This window comes from Streptomyces sp. NPDC020958, from assembly GCF_055562175.1.
The window spans coordinates 358,942-379,196 of the sequence record NZ_JBVHFU010000001.1 but is presented as its reverse complement, the minus strand read 5'-3'; the positions used below and the strand labels follow the sequence as shown (position 1 = coordinate 379,196).

The following is a 20,255-nucleotide window of genomic DNA, read 5'->3' as shown; positions in this document are numbered from 1 at the left end:
ACCCCGGCCCCGCCCGTCCGCACCTTTCGGCGAACGTCTTTCACTTTCCAGCGCTACCGCTTCCCCACCTTCCGGGTGGCCCGCAACCACTCCCTGTTCATACTCGTGATCGACACCAGGGGAATGCCCTTCGGGCAGGCAGTCGCGCACTCCCCCGCCAACGTGCATCCCCCGAACCCCTCGGCGTCCATCTGCGCCACCATGTCCAGCACCCGCGTCTCCCGCTCGGGCGCCCCCTGCGGCAGGACGTTCAGGTGGTTCACCTTGGCGGACGTGAACAGCATCGCCGCCCCGTTCGGGCAGGCGGCGACGCACGCCCCGCACCCGATGCACTCGGCGTGCTCGAACGCGAAGTCGGCGTCGGCCTTCGGCACCGCGGTGGCATGGGCCTCCGGCGCCGAGCCGGTGGGCGCGGTGACGTAGCCGCCGGCCTGGATGATCCGGTCGAACGCGGACCGGTCCACGACCAGATCCTTGATCACCGGGAACGCGGACGCCCGCCACGGCTCGATGTCGATCGTGTCGCCGTCCTTGAAGGACCGCATGTGCAGCTGGCAGGTGGTGGTCCGCTCCGGCCCGTGCGCGTCCCCGTTGATCACCAGGGAGCACGCGCCGCAGATGCCCTCGCGGCAGTCGTGGTCGAAGGCCACCGGGTCCTCACCGCGCAGGATGAGTTCCTCGTTGAGGGTGTCGAGCATCTCCAGGAAGGACATGTCGGAGGAGATTCCGTCCACCTCGTACGTGGACATCGCGCCGTCGGCGTCGGCGTTGCGCTGCCGCCAGACGCGCAGGGTGAGCTTCATGCGTAGCTCCGCTGGGTGGGGTGGACGTACTCGAAGACCAGGTCTTCCTTGTGCAGCACCGGGGCGTCCCCGGTGCCGGTGAACTCCCAGGCCGCCGCGTAGGCGAACTGGTCGTCCCTGCGGGCGGCCTCGCCGTCCGGCGTCTGTGACTCCTCCCGGAAGTGACCGCCGCAGGACTCGGCGCGGTGCAGCGCGTCGAGGCACATCAGCTCGGCCAGTTCCAGGTAGTCGACGATGCGGTTGGCCTTCTCCAGGGACTGGTTGAACTCCTCGCCGGTCCCCGGCACCTTGATCCGCCGCCAGAACTCCTCGCGGATCTGCGGGATGCGCTCGAGTGCCTTGCGCAGCCCCGCGTCGGTCCGGGCCATGCCGCAGAACTCCCACATCAGCTCGCCGAGTTCACGGTGGAAGGAGTCGGGCGTGCGGTCGCCGTCGACGGAGAGCAGCAGGTTCAGCCGGTCCTCCGTCTCGGCCACCACTTCCTGGACGACGGGGTGTTCGGCCGTCACCGCCTCCTGGTGGGGGTTGCGGGCGAGGTAGTCGTTGATGGTGGCCGGGAGCACGAAGTAGCCGTCGGCCAGGCCCTGCATCAGCGCCGAGGCGCCCAGGCGGTTGGCTCCGTGGTCGGAGAAGTTGGCCTCGCCGATGGCGAACAGGCCGGGGACGGTGGTCTGGAGGTCGTAGTCGACCCACAGCCCGCCCATCGTGTAGTGCACGGCGGGATAGATCCGCATCGGCACCTGGTACGGATCCTCGTCGGTGATCCGCTGGTACATGTCGAAGAGGTTGCCGTACTTGGCCTCGACGGCCCCCCGTCCCATCCGCTTGATGGCGTCGGCGAAGTCGAGGTAGACGCCCTGCCCGCCGGGGCCGACACCGCGGCCCTCGTCGCAGACGTTCTTCGCGGCGCGGGAGGCGATGTCGCGCGGGACCAGGTTGCCGAAGGACGGGTAGATGCGTTCCAGGTAGTAGTCGCGCTCGTCCTCGGGGATCTGGTGCGCGGGGCGGCTGTCGCCCTTCGCCCTGGGCACCCAGATCCGGCCGTCGTTGCGCAGCGACTCGCTCATCAGGGTGAGCTTGGACTGGTGGTCGCCGGTGCGCGGGATGCAGGTGGGGTGGATCTGGGTGAAGCACGGGTTGGCGAAGTACGCGCCGCGCCGGTGGGCCCGCCAGATCGCGGTGGCGTTGGAGTTCATGGCGTTCGTCGACAGGTAGAAGACGTTGCCGTACCCGCCGCTCGCCAGTACGACGGCGTCGGCGAAGTAGGTGTCGATCTTCCCGGTGACCAGGTCCCGGGCCACGATCCCGCGGGCCCGTCCGTCGACGACGATCACGTCGAGCATCTCGGTGCGCGGGTGCATCTCCACGTTGCCCGCGGCGATCTGGCGGCTCAGCGCCTGGTACGCCCCGAGGAGCAGCTGCTGGCCCGTCTGGCCGCGGGCGTAGAAGGTCCGGGACACCTGGACACCGCCGAACGACCGGGTGTCGAGCAGGCCGCCGTATTCACGGGCGAACGGCACGCCCTGCGCCACGCACTGGTCGATGATCTCGACGGAGATCTGCGCCAGGCGGTGGACGTTGGACTCGCGGGCGCGGAAGTCGCCGCCCTTGACGGTGTCGTAGAACAGGCGGTGCACGGAGTCGCCGTCGTTGCGGTAGTTCTTCGCCGCGTTGATGCCGCCCTGCGCGGCGATGGAGTGGGCGCGGCGCGGGGAGTCCTGGTAGCAGAACTGCACGACGTGGTAGCCCTGTTCGGCGAGGGTCGCGCCGGCGGAGCCACCCGCGAGGCCGGTGCCCACGACGATCACCGTGTGCTTGCGCCGGTTGGCGGGGTTGACCAGCTTGGCCTCGAAGCGGCGCTTGTCCCAGCGCTCGTGGACCGGCCCGGAGGGCGCCTTGGTGTCGGCGACGGGTTCGCCGGTGACGTAGTCGGTGTAGGTCATGTCAGCTCACCACTCCGGTCATGACGCCCACGGGTACGGCGATGAAGCCGGCCGTGAGCAGCAGCGCGAGGACGTTCGCGACGGTCTTCAGGGCGCGGTCGCGGGTGCGGCTGCCGGCGCCGAGCGTCTGGGCGGCGCTCCAGAAGCCGTGCCGCACGTGCAGGCCGAGGGCGAGCATCGCGACGATGTAGATGACGTTGCCGTACCAGGTGGAGAAGGTGTCCACGACGTTCTGGTACGGGTGGCCGGGCTGGAAGCCGCCGGAGTGCACGGTGCCGGTGGTCAGGTCCAGGATGTGCCAGACGATGAAGAGGCCGAGGATGATCCCGCCCCAGCGCATGGTGCGGGTGGCGTAGGACGCCCGGGGCTTCTTGTGCACGTACGTGCTGGGGCGGGCCCTGATGTCCCGGCGGCTGAGCTGGTAGGCGGACGTGGCATGGGCGACCACGGCGACGACCAGGACGATCCGGATGAGCCAGAGCGTCCACTCGTAGTGCATGAACGGTTCGCCGATGGTGCGCAGCCAGTGCGCGTAGTGGTTGAACTCGCCGGCCCCGAAGAAGATCTTCAGGTTGCCGATCATGTGGACGACCAGGTACAGCAGCATGATCAGGCCGCTGACCGCCATGACGGTCTTCTTGCCGACGGAGGAGTCCCACACGGTGCGTGCCATGGACGGCCGTCGGTCCGTCCGCGTTGCCAGAGCCATGCTCAGGACGGTAGGCCGCCGAGGGCCGATCGGTCCAAGACATGGTCCGGCTTGATTCGATAGTCAGGAGCTATCATGACACCGTGCAGTTCCAACAGCTTCAGTACTTCGTCGCCGTGGCCGAGACCCGGCACTTCACCCGGGCCGCCGAGCTGGTGCACGTCGCCCAGCCGTCGCTGTCCCAGCAGATCAAGGCGCTGGAGCGGGAGCTGGGGGCGGACCTGTTCCTGCGGGCGCGCGGGAACATCACCCTGACCGACGCGGGCGAGGCGCTGCTGCCGCTGGCCCGGCGGATCCTGGCGGACGCGGACACGGCGCGACACGAGGTGCAGGAGCTGGCGCAGCTGCGCGCCGGGCGGGTGCGCCTGGGGGCGACGCCGAGTCTGTGCACCGGACTGCTGCCCGACGTGCTGCGCGCCTTCCACGACCGGTATCCGGGGATCCAGCTGCTGATCGAGGAGAGCGGGTCGCACGATCTCGTACGGGAGCTGGCGCGCGGGGCGCTCGACCTGGCGCTGATCGTGCTGCCGCTGCCGCCGGCGTCGCCCGCGCTGACCACGGTGGAGCTGTTGCGGGAGGACCTGGTGGTGGTGTCCGCGCCCGAGGCGACGGTACCCGGGCGGGGGCGGGGCGGCGTACGGATCGCCGACCTGGAGGGCGAGCGGCTTGTCATGTTCCGGCACGGGTACGACCTGCGGGAACTGACCGTGGCCGCGTGCCGCTCGGCGGGGTTCGAGCCGGGTTTCGCGGTCGAGGGGGGCGAGATGGACGCGGTGCTGGGGTTCGTGCGGGCGGGGCTGGGGGTGGCTGTCGTCCCTCGGATGGTCGCCGCTCGGTCGGGGCGGGGGCTGCGGGTCACTCCGTTGGCCAAGCCGGGGTTGCATCGGACCATCGCGCTGGCGCACCGCAGTGACGTGGCGCCGCCGCGGGCCGCCCGGGAGCTGCAGCGAATGCTGTTGGAGAGGTGACGGAGCGTGGTTCTCTGCGGGTCCGTCGTGGCTGGTCGCGCAGTTCCTCCCCCAGCCTTCGGCCGGGGGAGGAACTGCGCGAGCAACCACCCACAACCCGCACCAGCGACTCAGCCTGTCGCATCCACCAACGCGAGATCGTGCAGCCTCTCCGGTGGGCCCGGGCGGGCGTAGTACCAGCCCTGGGCGGTGTCGCAGCCGAGTATGCGGAGCTGCTCGGCCTGGGCGCCCGTCTCCACGCCCTCCACCGTCACCGCGAGGTCCAGGCTGTGGGCCAGGGTGACGATGCCCTCCACGATCTTGAGGTCGACCGGGTCCGCGGGGAACTGCTGCATGCTCTGGGTGAAGGACCGGTCCAGTTTGAGGATGCTCACGGGGAGACGACGGAGGTTGGCGAGGTTCGAGTACCCGGTGCCGAAGTCGTCCAGGGCGATGTCGACGCCCATCTCGGCGAGCCGCCGCAGGGGTTTGAGGAGGTCGTCGTCGGCGCCGATGAGGGCCGACTCGGTGACCTCCAGGCAGAGGGCGTCGGGGGCCACCCCGGTCCGCTCCAGGATGTCCACCGTGTCCTGGACCAGGCCGGGGTGGGTGAGCTGGCACGGGGAGAGGTTGACGTTGATCCGCAGCGGGCCCGCGGCGGTGTCCTCGCCGTAGCGCTCGCGCCACTCGCGGGCCTGGCGGATCGACTCCTCCAGTACCCAGCGGCCCAACGGGACGATGAGACCGGTGTGTTCGGCGAGCGGGATGAAGCGGTCCGGGCCGAGCACGCCGTGCTGCGGGTGCAGCCAGCGGACCAGGGCCTCGGCACCGCGGACGCTGCCGTCGCCGAGGTGGACCAGGGGCTGGTACTCGATGAAGAACTCATTGCGGTCCAGCGCGGCCGGCAGCGCCGTGGTCAGACCGTGCCGGGTGATCGCGCGGGCGTCCGCCTCCGGGTCGGCCAGCTCGAACCGGTTGCCGCCCGCCGACTTGGCCCGGTACATGGTGATGTCGGCGCTGCGCAGCACCTCTGCCGGGGTGCGCTCGCCGGCCGGGCCCTCGACGACGCCGATGGAGCCGCGGACCAGCAGTTCGCGGCCGTCGATGCTGATCGGGGTGACCAGGGCGTTCATGATGCGGTCGGCCAGGTCGTCGACCTCGCGCTGGGTGGCCGGGCCGGTGGTCAGCGCGACGAACTCGTCACCGCCGAGCCGGGCGACCATCTCGCCGGGCGCGGTCGCGCAGGACTGCAGCCGGTCGGCGACCTCCACCAGCAGCCGGTCGCCGGCCGAGTGACCGAGGCTGTCGTTGATCGTCTTGAAGCCGTCCAGATCGAGGTAGCACAGCCCGAAGCGCTGGCCCTCGCCCGCGGACAGGGCCTTCTCCAGGCGCTCGAAGAACAGCGTGCGGTTGGGCAGGCCGGTGAGCGCGTCGTGAGTGGCCTCGTAGCGCAGCCGGAGGTTGAGCAGCCGCCGCTCGGTCGTGTCCTCCATGAGGGCCAGCTGGTACTGCGGTTCGCCGTCGGCGTCCCTGAGGAGGGAGACGGTCAGGTTGGTCCACAGGACCGTCCCGTCGGAGCGGTTGAAGGCTTTCTCCACGTGGTAGTGCTCGCGTTCGCCGCGCACCAGCTCCTCGTAGAGCCGCCAGGTCTGGGGCGCGTCCTCCGGATGCACCCATTCCTTGACCTTGCGGCCGCGCAGGGTCTGCTCGGAGCCGCCGAACATGCGCAGCAGCGCGCCGTTGACCTGGAGGACGTTGCCTTCGAGGTCGGCGATGCCGATTCCTATCGCGGCCCCCTCGAAGACCGCGCGGAAGCGGGCCTCGCTCGCGTGCAGCGCCTGCGCGACCACGCCCTGGGCCCGCAACGCGGCCTGGGCGATGGCCTCCTGCTCGGCCAGCGTGCGCTCGCGCAGCGCCTGGGCGAACCCGGCGGCCATCGCGTGCTGGATCCGTGAGGAGCGCATCCTCAGCTCGTCCTGGGGGCCGTCCCCGCCGCAGTACAGCACCAGGTAGGCGTCGACGCAGTCGAGGCTGCGGGTGAGCGCCTCGGGGTCGGTGCAGTGCGCGTCGATCAGCGCGGCGCCCACCTGCCGGGCCTCGTCGGCGTCGAAGCCGTGCGCCAGCAGGACCTCGCTCAGCCGGCGGGCGAGCGGCAGCAGTTGTTCCTCGAACTCCGGCCGCGTCAGGGACGTGGAGGTCACCGGGAAGACCGTGCGGCTCCAGATCGTCGCGAACCGGCGCAGTCTGTCCTCCGGCCCGTCCGGCTCCGCGATCACGCCGCGATCCCCACGCCGGCGAATCCGGAGAAGGCATACGGATCCTCGTCCTCCGGCGCCGACTCCGGCCGCCAGTACGGCATCGGCACCAGTCCGGGTTCCACCATGTCGTACCCCTCGAAGAACCGCGCGATCTCGTCGCGCGAGCGCATGATCAGCGGGTTGCGAATGTCCTTGTATACGTCCACCGCACCCTCGGCCCGCTCTGCCGGCAAGGGGATTCCCTCGTACGAGGCATGCGTGAGAACAAGCAGGCTGCCGGGCGCGAGTGCGTCGCGCAGCTGTGCCACTGCCCCGTACGGGTCGTCCGCGTCTTCCACGAAGTGCAGTATGGCAACGAGAAGCAGCGCCACTGGCCGATTCAGGTCGATGAGACGCTCCACCTGAGGACTTGACAGGATTTCCTGCGGCTTGCGGAGGTCGGCGGCGACCACGTCCGCGTTCTCGTTGCCCGCCAGCACGGCGTCGCTGTGTGCCACGGCCACCGGGTCGTGGTCGACGTAGACCACGCGTGCGCCGGGGTGCGCGGACTGCGCGACCTCGTGGACGTTGCCGAAGGTGGGGATGCCGGACCCGATGTCCAGGAACTGCTCGACACCGGTGGCGACCGCGTGGCGGACGGCACGGCGCATGAAGGCCCGGTTGGCCTGCATGATCTTCGGCAGTCCCGGCATGTGCGCCATCGCCTTGCGGGCCGCTTCCCGGTCGACCTCGAAATTGTGCGAACCGCCCAGGTAGTAGTCGTAGATACGCGAAACGCTGGGCACCGAGATGTCGATGCTCCGTGGGGCCCAGGCGGGACGCTCCATGTATCTCTCCAAGGCTCGGGCGATCCGGTGTTCGAGCAGAGGCTACTGATCGACTGCGAACAGGGCGAGCGGAAACGGAAATTGACCGTCCGTTCCCGGTCAGGAACGGGTAATTCCGCGTTGCGTTTCCGGGGTGTTCGGTATTGCCGGGAACGCGAAGGAGCCCGCCCCCTCCGTGCGGTGCGGAGGGGGCGGGCGGTCGGGCGCCGTCGTGTCGTCGTCGGGGAGGCAACCCCGGGGCGGTTGGGCCTACTTGGCCGGCGCGCCGACCAGCTTTCCTTCGGGCGAGACGGCGTACCACGTGCCGCCGACGCCCTGTCCGTTGGTGTCCCCGGCCTTCGCGTCACCGGAGAAGGTGTAGATCGGCCAGCAGTTGACCGTCTGCTGCTTCTGGCCGTTGTCCGGCCGGGAGAAGCCCATCAGGCCCTTCTTCACGATGCCCTTGGTGTCACTGGAGGCGACCTCCGCGACGGCCGGCCACTTCACCAGGCAGGCGCCGGTGCAGTTGGAGACGACCTTGGGCCACGCCTTGTCCTTGATGAAGCGGTAGACCGTCATGCCGTTCTTGTCGACGATGATGTCGCCGAGCTTGGCGTCCTTGCGGACCGAGAGGCCGGGCAGGGAGGCCAGCGTGGCCTTCTTGCCGGTGGGGGCCAGCGCGAACCACTTGCCGCCCACGCCCTGGCCGTTGACGTCACCGGCGTTGACGTCCTTGGCGTAGCGGTACACCGGCCAGCCGCCGACGGTCAGCTGCTTGGTGCCGTCGGTGCGGGTGACCTCGCCCAGCAGCGCCTTGTCGATGCCCGCACCGGCCGTGGCGTCGTCGGCGGGCACCGGCGGCCAGGTGGTCGCGCAGTTCCCGTCGCAGTTCGACTTGGGGGGATTGGCGGTGTCCGCGTCGAAACGGTAGAGGGTGAGGCCGCTGCCGTCGGTCAGCACATTGCCCAGGTCGGGGTTGCTGGCGACGGTCAGCTTGCCGGCGGGCTGCACCGCGGCCGGGGAGCTGGAGGCCTGGTTGCCGTCGGCGCCGTAGCCGTTCCCGGCACCGGACGAGGCGGTGGGACTGGTGATGCTGCCGATGCCTGCCGGAGCCGTGGCTCCGACGTTCTGGGCCGCCGAGGACGGAGTGGTCGTGTTGTCCTGACCGCACGCCGTCGCGAACACCATCACCCCCGCGGCCGTGGCCACCAGAGAGGCACTCCTCCACGAGGTCTTCATCGTCAACTCCCCATCATCGCCTGGATATCGCAGCGCCTCTGCGCCGCCGCACGACACCAGGTACGGACCCGGGGGCCCGAAGTGTTCAACCGGCGCACAAATTTCTTTCGGAGCGCTGTGCCCTCGGGCCGCGTCCCGCACGGGCGTACGCTTCGAGCCATTCGCCGACCGGTGTGATTCAAACCGGTTTACGCCACATGTAGCCCGTTCGGATCAATCCTCCCGTACCACGGCGTGCGACGGCTCGCGAGACCTCATGATCTCGGTCGTGCATGCACCCGAAGCGATCCGACTCGCGCCCACCTCAAGGGTGTTGGCCCTGGTGACCTTGGTGTGGACCCTCGTGGGCTGCCCGGTCGGCACGGCCTCGGCCGACGCCTGCGCCTACGCCTCGACCGGTCCGGACGGCATTCAGGCGGTGGCCGTCGCCGGCGACTCCTGGCCCTCGCTCCCGCCGTGCCCGGCGCCCACACCGCCGCCCTGCCCCACGCCGACTCCGCCCCCGCCGCCCCCGCCGCCGCCCCCGACACCTAGGCCCACACCGAAACCCAGACCGACCCCGACCCCCAAACCGCCGCGTCCCGCCCCGCCGGCCCCGCGCCCGGTCCCACCGCCGCCGCCCAGGCAGGCACCGGCGCCCAGGCCCACCCCGCCCCCCGTCCGGCCGCCGGCCCCCAGGCCGGCGCCGACCCCCACACCGACACCGAAACCGACCCCGCGGCCCGCACCGACTCCGGTGACCTACCCGCCGTACCACGTCCAGTCGACCGGCGCGAAGGCCCCGCACCGCACCTCTCCGGTCACCTACGTCCTGCTCATCGCCGTACCCGCGATCGTCGCCGTCGCCGCGTTCCGCGCGCGCTGACGGCCGGTCCACCGAAACCTGGAGGCTTCGTTGCCGGATTGGCTTGTTCTCGTCCTCGCGATCCTCGCGGCCTGTGCCGTGGTGGTCGTCATCACCCTCGTCCGGGACAAGAGGGCGCCGGAGGACGAGGATCCCTCCGAGACGCCGGACGTCATCGAGTACATGACGATGTGGATCGGCGTCATCTACGCCATCGTCCTGGGCCTGGCCGTGGCCGGCGTGTGGGAGGCCCGCAGCGCCGCCCAGGACCACGTCCAGGCGGAGGCGCAGGCGCTGCACGAGATCCATGAGCGGGTACGGGTCTACCCGCCCGACGTCCGCGACCGGATCCGCGCGGACGTCGACGCCTACGCCGGGCAGGTCGTCGGCAAGGAGTGGAAGGAGATGTCCGACCACGGCCGTCTCACGCAGCGCGGCGCCGAGCTGCTCGCCACGATCCGTCAGGACGTCACCGACTATCAGCCGAAGACCGACTTCGAGGCCCAGGCCTACCAGCCGCTGGTGGACCAGGTGGCCGCCCTCGACCAGGCGCGCAACGCCCGCGCCGACTCGACCGGGGCGACGATGCCGAACGTGGTGTGGGCCGGGCTGCTGGTCGGGGCGGTGATCACCGTCGGCATGGTCTTCGCGCTGCAGATCAGGCGCACCCGGCGCGAACTGGTCCTGGCGGGCCTGTTCTCCGCGACGATCGCCTTCATGCTGTTCCTGATCTGGGACTTCGACGAGCCGTACAGCCGTGGCATCACGGCGACCGTGCAGCCCTTCCTGAACCTCTTCCCGCACGCCAGGGGATAGCGCAGTGGGCCGTCCGGCTCCCCCGGACGGCCCACCCTTCTCCCCCGTTCGCACTACTGAGTTCGCGCGCGTGTGCGGATGTTCCTAGCGTTCCGATCACCGGGGTGCATTTCGGCACTGGCGGAACAGGTCCGCGTGCTGCCCCTCGGGGACCGGAGGAACCACCATGCGTGCGATACGCGTCGCTTCCGCCGCACTGCTGGGCGTCGGCGCCCTCGCCCTGTCCGCTCCGGCCATCCTCGCGAACGACGGCGGCGGCGAGGAGGGGAGGGACGGCGGCCGTGACTCCGCGCCCTTCGGTTTCCGCGTCACGCCGTCCACGGTCGCGGCGGGCGGCCGGGTGAGCTTCCACCTGAACCGCGGCGACGGCTGCCGGGGCACCGCGACGGTCGCCTCCAGCCTCTTCGACACGATCCGGATACCGGCGGGGCAGGACTCGGGGACGGCCACCGTCGGCCGGGACGTGCGCTCGCAGGGCTCGTACCGGGTGACGTTCGACTGCGACGGGATCAGCGGGTCGACCGAACTCGCCGTCTCGGAAGGCGGCCGCACCGCCGGGGACACCGGCGGCCGTACGGACGGCGACAGCCACAGCGACGGCTCCGGCTCCGGCTCCGGCTCCGGCTCCGGCGACAGCCACAGCGACGGCGCTGGTGACGGCACTCGCGACCAGGAGCTCAATCCGCAGCCTCTTCCCCCCTCCCGGGGGGTGCGGGCCGGTGAGGGCGGCAGCTTCGACGGGTTCGACCTGAAGGAGATCGGGCTCGGCACGGCTCTCGTGCTGGGTACGGTCGGCACCGCGTACCGCCGCGCGCGGGGCCGCACCGGCGAGGACGGCGCCTGACCGCACCCGGGCCCGAGCGGTCAGAACCTCTTCTCGTGCCGACGGCGCAGCCAGAAACCGCAGCCGCCCAGCACGCCAGCGCCCACCAGGCCGCCGCCGATGGCCATGTCGGCCCGGGTGGCCCCGCTGGTGGTGCTGCCGCCGAGACCGCCGCGCACCCCGCCCAGCACCGCGAAGGCGGCCGGCCTGGTCAGGGTCCGGCCGTCGCAGCGGACGGTGAGGTCGTACGGGCCGGGCCGGGCGTCCCGGTCGATGGTGGCGACGCCGCGCGCCATCTCCCCGCCGAACGGGTACAGCGAGGTCGTCCGGAAGGCCCGCGAGCTCATGACGCCGCCGCGGCAGCCGTTGACGGTGACGGTGAGACGGGCCCCGCTCGCGATCGCCCTGGGCTGCGCGACGATGTTGTGTACGCCTTCGCCGCCCCGGCACCGGAAGTCGTTGTCCAGTCCGTCGTCACCCCGTCCCCCGAAGTCGTCGCCGAGTCCGTCGTTCCCACGGCCGCCCTCGACACGGTCGCACCCCCGGCCGCCCAGGCCGTCCCCGCCCCGGCCACCGAAGTTGTCCCGGCCGTTGAAATTGTCCCTCCCGTTGAAGTTGTCCCGTCCGTTGAAGTTGTCGCGGCCGTTGCCATTGTCCCGGCCATTGAAGTTGTCCCGGCCGTTGAAGTTGTCCCGGCCGTTGAAACCGCCGACTCCGCCGACGACGACCCCCGGGACCGCGGGGATCGCCGGGACCGCGGCTCCCGGAGCGACGCCGACTCCGGGAGCGACGCCGACCCCCGGGTTCACACCGGCTCCGCCGACCACGGGGGCCTGGGTGTTCGCCGGTCCGCCGCCGTTGCCCATACCGTCGGCGACGGCCACGGGGGCGGCGACCCCGAGAAGGGCGACCACGGTGCACGCGGCCGCCAGCGCACGTGAGTTTCGCATCTCTTCCTCCGCGGAAGGCGCCCCGGGAACCGTCCCCGGTAGATCGGCGAGAAAGCACCTCCCGATCAGACCCTCAGACGCCGGGAACACGCCCGCATGTCGAGAATGGGCCGTACCGGTGAGGAGACACGCCGACGGAACACCACACAATCGGATATTGCCGCAGGTCACGGACCGTCAGAAAAAACCTGCGAACGGCAACTCGGATGGCGCACCACCACCGCCCCGGGCCACCCGTTCGCCCGTCGCCCCGTCGCCGCCCGCGCGCGCGGGACTTAGCGTTTTCCCATGCGCGATACGGACGTGGCGACGGCCGCGTCGAAAGGGGATGGCGAATGTCTGCGTCCGAACTCTCCGAGGTGGCAGAAGAGGAGGAGCGGCGGCGGAAGCGTGCCCCCTGGGGCGTGATAGCGCTGGTTCTGCTGACCGGACTGGCGCTCATCCGGAACGGTTCGGGAGAGTTCGACGCCGGTCCCCCGCAGCCGGCCTCGGCCGCCGCCCCGGACAGCCGTACCACGATCCCGGGCACCTTCGCCACAGCGCCCTCGCCCATGCCGTTCTCGGCGGCGAACCGGATCAGGATCCCCGCGATCCGGGTGGACGCGCCCGTGATGGCGGTGGGTCTGGACACGGACGGCTGGGTCGCGGCCCCGCCGCCGGACGACCCGAACCTGGCCGGCTGGTTCACCGGGGGTGTCTCGCCCGGCGAGAAGGGCACGTCCGTGATCGTCGGCCATGTCGACAACACCAAGGGCCCGGCGGTCTTCTACGGTCTGGGGTCCCTGAAGAAGGGGAACCGGGTCGAGGTCGGCCGGGTCGACGGCAGCACCGCGGTGTTCGAGATCTACGGCATCGAGGTGTTCGCGAAGGCCAGTTTCCCCGGCGACCGGGTCTACGGGTCCAAGGGCACCCCGGAGTTGCGGGTGATCACCTGTGGCGGCGGTTTCTCCAAGCAGAACGGCTACGACGGGAACGTGGTGGTCTTCGCCCGCCTGGTCGAGGTCCGCTGAGGACAGACGACCGGGCGGGCGGCGGCCCGTTCAGGTGCGCCGGCGCGGCACGGTCAGGCGGTAGCCCTCGTCCAGCAGGTAGGGCAGGTACTCGCGCAGCGCGCTGACGCTCTGCGAGCGGTCGCCTCCGGCGTCGTGGGAGAGGACGACGACACCGGGGGCAGCGCCGCTCTCGATGATGTCGACGATGGTGCGGGTGCCCGGGGTCGTCCAGTCGGTGCTGTCGACCGTCCAGGCCATCGGCTCCATGCCCATCTTGGCGCCGAGTTGGAAGGCCGCCTTGTTCCAGGCGCCGTAGGGCGCGCGGAACCACTGCGGGCGCTCGCCGTAGGTGTCCTGGATGGCGTCGCTCGTGCTCTCCATCTCGTCGCGGATCTCGGCGCGGTCCAGGGTGGTGAGCAGCGGATGCGTCCAGGTGTGGTTGCCCACGACATGCCCCTCCTCGGCCATCCGTGCCACCAGTTCCCGGTTCTCCACGACGCACTCGCCGCACAGGAAGAACATCGCCCGCACGTCGTACTTGGCGAGCGTGTCCAGGATGTGCGGGGTGTAGTTCGGGTTGGGGCCGTCGTCGAAGGTCAGCATCATCTGCCGGCCCTGTTCGGAGATCTTCAGGATGGGTTCCTTGCGCACCTTGAGCTTGCGCGGCTTGGTGCGCGGCGGCCCGTAGCCGGTGAGCGGCTGGAGCCGGAAGGCGGACGGCCCGAGCGCCTCGCGGGCCTCGGGCCCGGCGGCCGGGGCGGCGGCCTCATGGGCCGTCCCCTCGCCGCCGCCCGCCACGACGATCCCGGCGGTGCCCGCGGCTCCCAGGGCGGCGGCGCCGGCGAGCAGCAGCCGGCGCCGGGTGAACAACTGATCCTTCTGCATGATCCATCAGTCGCCCGGCAGCGCTGCGGCCCACCACTTCGACACCGGTGCGGCGGGGTGAAAACACCCGCACGGACCAGCGGACGGAGGTTTCGGAAAGAAACGGTCAAGCAGGGTGCGGGACGGCGCGTCGCCGGACGGCGCGGCCCTCAGCGGCGGCGGACCAGCGGGAAGGGCAGCGTCTCCCGGATGGTCAGACCGGTGAGGAACATGACCACCCGGTCGACGCCGATGCCGAGCCCGCCGGTGGGCGGCATGGCGTATTCGAGGGCGGCGAGGAAGTCCTCGTCGAGTTCCATCGCCTCGAGGTCCCCGCCGGCGGCGAGCAGCGACTGCGCGGTGAGCCGGCGGCGCTGTTCGACGGGATCGGTCAGTTCGGAGTAGGCGGTGCCGAGTTCGGTGCCGAAGGCGACCAGGTCCCAGCGTTCGGCGAGCCGCGGGTCGGCGCGGTGCTGCCGGGTGAGCGGACAGACGCCGGTCGGGAAGTCCTTGTAGAAGGTGGGCAGCTCGGTGCGCTCCTCGACCAGGCGCTCGTACATCTCCAGTACGACGTCCGCGGGGCCGTCGTCGGCGGTGTACGGCACCCCGGTGCGGTCGCAGTGCCGGTGCAGACGCAGCAGTTCGGTGCCGGGGCCGATCTCCTCGCCCAGCGCCTCGGAGACGGCCTCGTGCACGGTCCTTACCGGCCAGGTCCCCGAGATGTCGTACTCCCGGCCGTCCCTGCGCACCACCGGGGAGCCGTGGGCGGCGGTGGCGGCGCCCTGGATCAGTTCGCGGGCGAGGTCGAGCATCACGTCGTAGTCGGCGTGCGCCTGGTAGGCCTCCAGCATGGTGAACTCGGGGTTGTGCTTGTGGGAGACGCCCTCGTTGCGGAAGGTGCGGCCGAGTTCGAAGACCTTCTCCAGGCCGCCGACGCACAGCCGTTTCAGGTACAGCTCGGGGGCGATGCGCAGATGGAGGTCGAGGTCGTAGGCGTTGATGTGGGTGGTGAAGGGGCGGGCGTGGGCGCCGCCGTGGGTCTGCTGGAGCATCGGGGTCTCGACCTCCAGGTAGCCACGGTCGAGGAGGCCCTGGCGCAGTGCCTGCACGGCGGCGCAGCGGACGCGGAGCACGGACCGGGCGGCCGGGCTGGTGGCGAGGTCGAGGTAGCGGCGGCGGACCTTCGCCTCGGGGTCGGCCAGTCCGCGGTGCTTGTCGGGCAGCGGGCGCAGGCACTTGGCGGTGAGCTGCCAGTCGGTGACGAAGACGGTCGGCTCGCCCCGGTCGCTGCGGCCGGCGCGGCCGGTGGCGGTGATCACGTCGCCGATGTCGGTGTCGGCGCGGAACCGGTCGAGGGCGGGACCGGAGGTGTCGCGGGTGAGGGCGAGTTGGCGGTCGCCGGACCAGTCGCGCAGCACGGCGAAGACGATGCCGCCGAAGTCGCGGACCAGCATGATCCGCCCGGCGACGGTGGCCGTCTCGCCGTCGCGGACCTCGGCGAGGGCGCGGACCGGCGGACCGGACGCCACCGGGTAGGGGTCGACACCGGCCGCCCGCAGCCGCTCCAGCTTGCGGCGCCGCATCCGGAACTGGTCCGGCAGAGCGGTGTCCCGGGCGCCGGGCCCGGCCTCGCCCCCTCCGTCGGGACCGGGCACCGGCGCGGACCGCGGCCCCTCGACGGGACGCGGTCCGGCCTTCGGGTGCCCTTTTCCCCAGAGTTTGCGCAGGGACGGGACGGGGACGAAGCCTTCGGCGATGCCGGAGGCGAGGCCGACGCGGGCCAGCGAGCCGGCGTCGCCGTAGCAGAGGAAGCGCGGGTACCACTCGGGGCGGTACTTGGCGTTGGAGCGGTACAGGGCCTCCAGCTGCCACCAGCGGGAGAAGAACAGCAGCAGCCGACGCCACAGCCGCAGCACCGGTCCGGCGCCGATGCGGGCGCCCTCCTCGAAGACGGAGCGGAAGACCGCGAAGTTCAGCGAGATCCGGCGCACGCCCAGTCGGGGCGCGGCGGCGCACAGGTCGGCGACCATGAACTCCATGACCCCGTTGGGGGCGGCACGGTCCCGGCGCATCAGGTCGAGGGAGATGCCGTCGCCGCCCCAGGGCACGAAGGAGAGCAGGGCGAGCAGCCGGCCGTCCTCGCCGAGCGCCTCGACGAGCAGGCAGTCGCCGTCGGCGGGGTCGCCGAGCCGGTCCAGGGCCATGGAGAAGCCGCGTTCGGTCTCGGTGTCGCGCCAGGCGTCGGCCCTGTCGACGATCTCCTCCATCTCGCTCTCGGTGAGTGCGGCGTGGCGGCGGATCCGGGTGGTGGCGCCGGTCCGGCGGACCCGGTTGACGGCCTGTCGGGTGACCCGCATCTCCCGGCCGCCCAGGTCGAAGTCGGCGACGTGCAGGATGGCCTCGTCGCCGAGTTGCAGGGCGCCGAGCCCGGCGCGTACGTAGGCCTTGGCGCCGTCCTCGGAGGCACCCATCACCGCGGGCACCCAGGCGTGCCGGCGGGCCACGTCCAGCCAGGCGGCGATGGCGTGCGGCCAGGCCTCCGGGTCGCCGACGGGGTCGCCGCTGGCCAGGCAGACGCCGGCCTCGACGCGGTGGGTGACGGCGGCCTTGCCGCTCGGGGAGAAGACCACGGCCTTGTCACGGCGGGTGGCGAAGTAGCCGAGGGAGTCCCGGTCGCCGTAGTCCTTGAGGAGGACGCGGATGCGGCTCTCCTCGTCGCCGTGCAGAGCCGCTTCCAGGCGCTGGGAACGGAACAGGGTGGCCGCGGCGTTGAGCAGGGCCAGGGCGCCGAAGAGGCCGAGCAGGAAGGCGACGAAGCGGGGCGGACGGCCGCCGTAGCTGTAGCCGGGCACCAGGCCGCCGCAGACCCGGTCGGCGGCGTAGGCCAGGTGCTGGCCGTGCGGAAGTGAGCCGGGGAAGAGCGAGACGAGGCCCCAGCCGGCCAGGATCGCCACCAGCAGGCCGACGAGGAGGACGGCGAGGGCGCGGCGGACCGCGGCCCGGCGGGAGGCGGCGTAGAACTCCCCCCTGGCCGCGATCAGCAGGGCGAGGGCGAGCCCGCAGACCAGCAGTGAGCTGAACGAGTACCAGTCGAAGGCGAACGCGACGATCAGGACGTCGGCCAGTACCAGCAGGCCGAGGTAGACCACCAGCAGCCACCAGGCGACCTTCTTGCGGGCCGCGGTGGCGCCGCCGAGCAGGAACAGGAAGACGGCGTAGGCGAGGTTGGGGCTGACCGGCACCACGACGGCGTCGACGAAGTGCACGACGGGACGGAGCAGGACGCGCAGCGGGGCGACGAAGGAGAGCAGGGCGCACAGCAGGGCCAGGGCGCCGAAGAAGGACCCGAAGGCCTCCGGCACCCAGTGCGTCCGCCCGGCGGCGGGCGGGGGTATCCGGCCCGCCGGGTCCCTGCCCGTGGCGGGCTGCACGGCCACGCTCATGTTCCGACTGTAGGAAGGGCGCGCCCGGAGCGCCCGTCGGGCACCCCGGGCCGCTTGCCGGACCTGCGGATTCCGATAGCCTCTGGCCGTGGCGGAACAACACCAGTTCGAGCGGGGCACGGACGGTCCCAAGGTCATCGTGGTCGGCGTGGACGGCTCCGACTCCTCACTGCGCGCGCTCTCCTACGCCGGCGGTCTGGCCCGGCGGCAGGGCGCGCTGCTGGCCGTGGTGTACGTGCAGCCGGTGCTCGCGGCGGGGGCGGTGCTCGGGGCGCCGGTGGCGGAGACCACCGACGAGATCGCGGAGGACCTGATGCAGCAGATCAGGGACGCGGCCGAGCGGGTCAGGGGGATATTCGAGGTGCGCTGGGAGTTCCACACGTTCCGCGGCGACGCCTACAACGGGATGGTGAAGGCGGCCGACGAGCTGAAGGCGGACGCGGTCGTGGTGGGCTCGTCCGAGCAGGCGGGGCACCGGTTCATCGGCTCTGTGGCGATCCGTCTGGTGAAGGCGGGACGGTGGCCGGTGACGGTCGTTCCGTAGCGGGTTCCCGGGGCAGCAGCAGGGGGGTCGCCAGCAGCAGCACGCCCGCGAGTGCGATGGCGGTACGGGGTCCGGTGACGCTCGCCAGCAGGCCCCACAGGGCCGTCAGGGCGGCCGTGGTGGCCTTGCCGGTGATCGACCAGGCGGACAGGGTGCGGGCGATCCGGTCGTTCGGGATGTGCTCGAGACGGCGGGTGGCGTACACGGGGCTGTAGACGGCCGAGCAGGTGATCACCCCGAACTCCAGGACCATCACGAGGAGCAGTCCGGCCGCTCCGGGGCGGACGAGGGCCAGCCCGACCGGCCAGACGGCGCGCAGGGTGGCGGCGGCGCGGAGCACGCGCAGCTGTCCGTGGCGGGCGACCAGCGGGCGGGCCAGCCGGGCGCCGAGGAGGCCGCCGAGGCAGGGCGCGGCGAAGGCGAGGCCGTACTGCCAGGGGGTGAAGCCGAGCCGGCCGAGCATGAGGACGGCGAGCGGTGGGACGGCGACCATGATCAGGGCGTTGCCCGCGAGGTTGTTGAAGAACAGGGGCCGCAGGGCGGGACTGCCGAGGATGTGCCGCCAGCCGTGCAGCAGGTCGGCGGTGCGCAGGCGGTCCCCGCCGGTCGGGCCGGGGCGGGGCTCGCCGGCGCCGACGGCCCGGATGCCGAGCGCGGAGAGCAGGAAGCTGACGGCGTTCGCCGTCACCGTGGTGACGGGTCCGAACAGGCCGATCGCGGCGCCGCCGAGGGGTGGTCCGAGGACCAGCGCGGTCCAGTTGGTGGACTCGAAGCGGGCGTTCGCGGTGAGCAGCCGGTCGGCGGGCACCAGTCCTTTCAGGAAGGCGCCGGAGGCCGCGTTGAACGTGATGTCGGCGGCCGCCGTGACGACGGACACGAGCAGCAGCTGACCGAGTCCGAGGAGACCGAGCGCGTAGGCGGCGGGCACGGTCAGCAGGGCGCCGAACCTGACCAGGTCCATCGCCATCATCACCGGCCGCTTGCGCCGGAACTCCACCCAGGGTCCGAGCGGCACCGCCGCGAGCGCGCCCACGGCGGGTCCGGAGGCGGCGAGCAGCGCCACCTCGGCGGAGCCCGCGTGCAGGGCGACGACGGCGATCACGGAGAACGCGTCGAAGGCCAGGTAGGTGCCGAGCGCACTCACCGAGTAAGCGGCCCACAGCCACCCGAACCGCCGTCCCATGCACAACCTCCCGTTGACCGGGAACATGAAAACGTGCAGGTGGCCGCCGAATCAAACAACCCGCGGCCGAGCTGCCACAACCAACGGTTGTACGGTGTGGGGGTGGACCTGACAGCGGTGCGCACCTTCGTCTCGGTGGCCGAGTCGGGGCAGTTCCAGGAGGCCGCGGCGGTGCTGGCGGTCACCCAGCAGGCCGTCTCCAAGCGGATCGCCGCCCTGGAGCGGGAGCTGGGTGTGCGGCTGTTCACCCGTACCGCCCGGGGTGCCGACCTGACCGTGGACGGCCTGACCTTCCTGCCGCACGCCCGTGAGCTGTTGCTCGCCGCGGAACGGGCGGCGGCCTCCGTACGGCCGGGGCGGCGCGCGCTGCGGGTCGACGTGATCGGAGCGCGGCTGGCCCCCGCGGCGCTGCTGCGCGGGTTCCACGAGGCGCACCCGGAGATCCCCCTGGACGTCGTCACCCTGTTCGACGTGGACTCGGCGCTCACCGCGCTGCGCTCCGGTTCGGTGGACGCGTCCTTCCGTGCCGTCGCCATGCCGGGCCGCCCGCTGCCCCGGGGCGTCGAGTCCGTCCGGGTGTACGACGAGCCGGTCCAGTTGCTCACCGGCCCCGGGCACGCCCTGGCCGGCCGCCGCTCGGTCACCCCCGGGGAGCTGGCCGGGCACCGGATCTGGATGCCGGGCATCGTGGAGGGGACCGAGTGGGCCGCGTACTACGCGTCCCTCGCCGCCGAGTTCGGGCTCACCATCGACGCCTCGGGCCCCAACTTCTCCGGGGCGCTGCAGGACGCGCTCGCCGGCTCCGGCAGCCTGGCGACCCTCGTCAGCGAGCGCACCGAGCTGGCCTGGCCGGACGGGCACGGACTGCGCCGCATCCCGCTGACCGACCCGACTCCCGTCTACCCGCACTCCCTGGTGTGGACCACCGCCAACCCGCACCCGGGGCTGGTCGCGCTGCGCGCCCATCTCACGGCCACCCGGCCGCCGGGCGCCGCGGCCCGGACCTGGACGCCCGGCTGGGCCGAGACCGTGCGTGGCGTCTTCCGTCCGTGACGCCGCTGAGCCATCATGATCGGCCGTCAGCCGTTCGC

General features: G+C 71.7%; 17 protein-coding genes. 7 read left to right on the top strand and 10 right to left on the bottom strand.

Annotated features, from left to right (window positions below; genetic code table 11):
* Positions 1–53: 53 nt before the first annotated feature.
* From ACZ3KP_RS01750 to ACZ3KP_RS01740, 3 genes are read right to left on the bottom strand one after another with little or no spacing between them, the layout of a single operon-like run.
* Positions 54–803: a succinate dehydrogenase/fumarate reductase iron-sulfur subunit gene (locus ACZ3KP_RS01750; protein WP_358985732.1), complete on the bottom strand. Its 750-nt coding sequence runs from the start codon at positions 801–803 to the stop codon at positions 54–56.
* A complete protein-coding gene (locus tag ACZ3KP_RS01745) occupies positions 800–2,746 on the bottom strand; it encodes a fumarate reductase/succinate dehydrogenase flavoprotein subunit (RefSeq protein WP_358985735.1) in 1,947 nt (648 codons plus the stop codon). The genes ACZ3KP_RS01750 and ACZ3KP_RS01745 overlap by 4 nt, the downstream gene beginning before the upstream one ends.
* Before the next feature lies 1 nt (position 2,747).
* Complete coding sequence (locus ACZ3KP_RS01740; RefSeq protein ID WP_358985745.1) at positions 2,748–3,419, bottom strand: succinate dehydrogenase; 672 nt, start codon at positions 3,417–3,419, stop codon at positions 2,748–2,750.
* A gap of 119 nt (positions 3,420–3,538) precedes the next feature.
* On the opposite strand from ACZ3KP_RS01740, the gene ACZ3KP_RS01735 reads away from it, so the two are divergent.
* Complete coding sequence (locus ACZ3KP_RS01735) at positions 3,539–4,423, top strand: LysR family transcriptional regulator (RefSeq protein ID WP_358985738.1); 885 nt, start codon at positions 3,539–3,541, stop codon at positions 4,421–4,423.
* Positions 4,424–4,533: 110 nt separating this feature from the next.
* Here ACZ3KP_RS01735 and ACZ3KP_RS01730 read toward each other — a convergent pair whose 3' ends face one another.
* The 3 genes from ACZ3KP_RS01730 to ACZ3KP_RS01720 all read right to left on the bottom strand — a co-directional run bounded on the left by ACZ3KP_RS01730 (position 4,534) and on the right by ACZ3KP_RS01720 (position 8,705).
* Positions 4,534–6,678, bottom strand: a complete 2,145-nt coding sequence (locus ACZ3KP_RS01730; protein ID WP_467495524.1) for a putative bifunctional diguanylate cyclase/phosphodiesterase — start codon at positions 6,676–6,678, stop codon at positions 4,534–4,536.
* On the bottom strand, positions 6,675–7,487 hold the full coding sequence (locus tag ACZ3KP_RS01725; protein WP_467495522.1) for an SAM-dependent methyltransferase: 813 nt from the start codon (positions 7,485–7,487) through the stop codon (positions 6,675–6,677). Before ACZ3KP_RS01725 ends, ACZ3KP_RS01730 begins: the two co-directional genes overlap by 4 nt.
* A gap of 249 nt (positions 7,488–7,736) precedes the next feature.
* The gene (locus ACZ3KP_RS01720) at positions 7,737–8,705 is read right to left on the bottom strand and encodes an SCO0930 family lipoprotein (protein WP_467495520.1); all 969 of its coding nucleotides are present in this window, start codon (positions 8,703–8,705) and stop codon (positions 7,737–7,739) included.
* Between the two features lie 736 nt (positions 8,706–9,441).
* On the opposite strand from ACZ3KP_RS01720, the gene ACZ3KP_RS01715 reads away from it, so the two are divergent.
* The 3 genes from ACZ3KP_RS01715 (at position 9,442) to ACZ3KP_RS01705 (ending at position 11,209) form a co-directional block, all read left to right on the top strand.
* Positions 9,442–9,570 carry a hypothetical protein gene (locus ACZ3KP_RS01715; RefSeq protein ID WP_358983017.1) on the top strand — a complete coding sequence of 43 codons (129 nt, stop codon included), beginning with the start codon at positions 9,442–9,444 and terminating at the stop codon, positions 9,568–9,570.
* Positions 9,571–9,600: 30 nt separating this feature from the next.
* Positions 9,601–10,365, top strand: a complete 765-nt coding sequence (locus ACZ3KP_RS01710) for a bestrophin-like domain (protein ID WP_467495518.1) — start codon at positions 9,601–9,603, stop codon at positions 10,363–10,365.
* Positions 10,366–10,531: 166 nt separating this feature from the next.
* Entirely contained in the window at positions 10,532–11,209 is a 678-nt protein-coding gene (locus ACZ3KP_RS01705) for a hypothetical protein (protein WP_467495516.1), read from the top strand.
* A gap of 20 nt (positions 11,210–11,229) precedes the next feature.
* On the opposite strand, the gene ACZ3KP_RS01700 is transcribed toward ACZ3KP_RS01705, so the two are convergent.
* A complete protein-coding gene (locus ACZ3KP_RS01700) occupies positions 11,230–12,138 on the bottom strand; it encodes a hypothetical protein (protein WP_467495515.1) in 909 nt (302 codons plus the stop codon).
* Between the two features lie 335 nt (positions 12,139–12,473).
* Here ACZ3KP_RS01700 and ACZ3KP_RS01695 point away from each other — a divergent pair, with 335 nt between their 5' ends.
* Positions 12,474–13,148, top strand: coding sequence for a class F sortase (locus ACZ3KP_RS01695; protein WP_467495513.1), 675 nt, complete (start codon positions 12,474–12,476; stop codon positions 13,146–13,148).
* A gap of 30 nt (positions 13,149–13,178) precedes the next feature.
* On the opposite strand, the gene ACZ3KP_RS01690 is transcribed toward ACZ3KP_RS01695, so the two are convergent.
* Together ACZ3KP_RS01690 and lysX are read right to left on the bottom strand one after the other, a co-directional pair.
* The gene (locus ACZ3KP_RS01690; RefSeq protein ID WP_467495511.1) at positions 13,179–14,015 is read right to left on the bottom strand and encodes a polysaccharide deacetylase family protein; all 837 of its coding nucleotides are present in this window, start codon (positions 14,013–14,015) and stop codon (positions 13,179–13,181) included.
* Positions 14,016–14,164: 149 nt separating this feature from the next.
* On the bottom strand, positions 14,165–17,437 hold the full coding sequence (gene lysX / locus ACZ3KP_RS01685; protein ID WP_467495509.1) for a bifunctional lysylphosphatidylglycerol synthetase/lysine--tRNA ligase LysX: 3,273 nt from the start codon (positions 17,435–17,437) through the stop codon (positions 14,165–14,167).
* Between the two features lie 88 nt (positions 17,438–17,525).
* Here lysX and ACZ3KP_RS01680 point away from each other — a divergent pair, with 88 nt between their 5' ends.
* Complete coding sequence (locus tag ACZ3KP_RS01680; RefSeq protein ID WP_358983003.1) at positions 17,526–17,981, top strand: universal stress protein; 456 nt, start codon at positions 17,526–17,528, stop codon at positions 17,979–17,981.
* On the opposite strand, the gene ACZ3KP_RS01675 is transcribed toward ACZ3KP_RS01680, so the two are convergent.
* Positions 17,917–19,164: an MFS transporter gene (locus tag ACZ3KP_RS01675; protein ID WP_467495507.1), complete on the bottom strand. Its 1,248-nt coding sequence runs from the start codon at positions 19,162–19,164 to the stop codon at positions 17,917–17,919. The two genes, ACZ3KP_RS01680 and ACZ3KP_RS01675, sit on opposite strands and share 65 nt — an antisense overlap.
* A 102-nt stretch (positions 19,165–19,266) precedes the next feature.
* Between ACZ3KP_RS01675 and ACZ3KP_RS01670 the strand changes: the two genes are divergently transcribed.
* Positions 19,267–20,217: a LysR family transcriptional regulator gene (locus tag ACZ3KP_RS01670; RefSeq protein ID WP_467495505.1), complete on the top strand. Its 951-nt coding sequence runs from the start codon at positions 19,267–19,269 to the stop codon at positions 20,215–20,217.
* Positions 20,218–20,255 lie beyond the last annotated feature (38 nt).

Bases quoted from the DNA above. Each gene is read 5' to 3' on its own strand.
- ACZ3KP_RS01750 (WP_358985732.1), bottom strand. From the start codon at position 803: ATGAAGCTCACCCTGCGCGTCTGGCGGCAGCGCAACGCCGACGCCGAC.
- ACZ3KP_RS01745 (WP_358985735.1), bottom strand. From the start codon at position 2,746: ATGACCTACACCGACTACGTCACCGGCGAACCCGTCGCCGACACCAAG.
- ACZ3KP_RS01740 (WP_358985745.1), bottom strand. From the start codon at position 3,419: ATGGCACGCACCGTGTGGGACTCCTCCGTCGGCAAGAAGACCGTCATG.
- ACZ3KP_RS01725 (WP_467495522.1), bottom strand. From the start codon at position 7,487: ATGGAGCGTCCCGCCTGGGCCCCACGGAGCATCGACATCTCGGTGCCC.
- ACZ3KP_RS01720 (WP_467495520.1), bottom strand. From the start codon at position 8,705: ATGAAGACCTCGTGGAGGAGTGCCTCTCTGGTGGCCACGGCCGCGGGG.
- ACZ3KP_RS01705 (WP_467495516.1), top strand. From the start codon at position 10,532: ATGCGTGCGATACGCGTCGCTTCCGCCGCACTGCTGGGCGTCGGCGCC.
- ACZ3KP_RS01700 (WP_467495515.1), bottom strand. From the start codon at position 12,138: ATGCGAAACTCACGTGCGCTGGCGGCCGCGTGCACCGTGGTCGCCCTT.
- ACZ3KP_RS01695 (WP_467495513.1), top strand. From the start codon at position 12,474: ATGTCTGCGTCCGAACTCTCCGAGGTGGCAGAAGAGGAGGAGCGGCGG.
- ACZ3KP_RS01690 (WP_467495511.1), bottom strand. From the start codon at position 14,015: ATGCAGAAGGATCAGTTGTTCACCCGGCGCCGGCTGCTGCTCGCCGGC.
- lysX (WP_467495509.1), bottom strand. From the start codon at position 17,437: ATGAGCGTGGCCGTGCAGCCCGCCACGGGCAGGGACCCGGCGGGCCGG.
- ACZ3KP_RS01675 (WP_467495507.1), bottom strand. From the start codon at position 19,164: ATGGGACGGCGGTTCGGGTGGCTGTGGGCCGCTTACTCGGTGAGTGCG.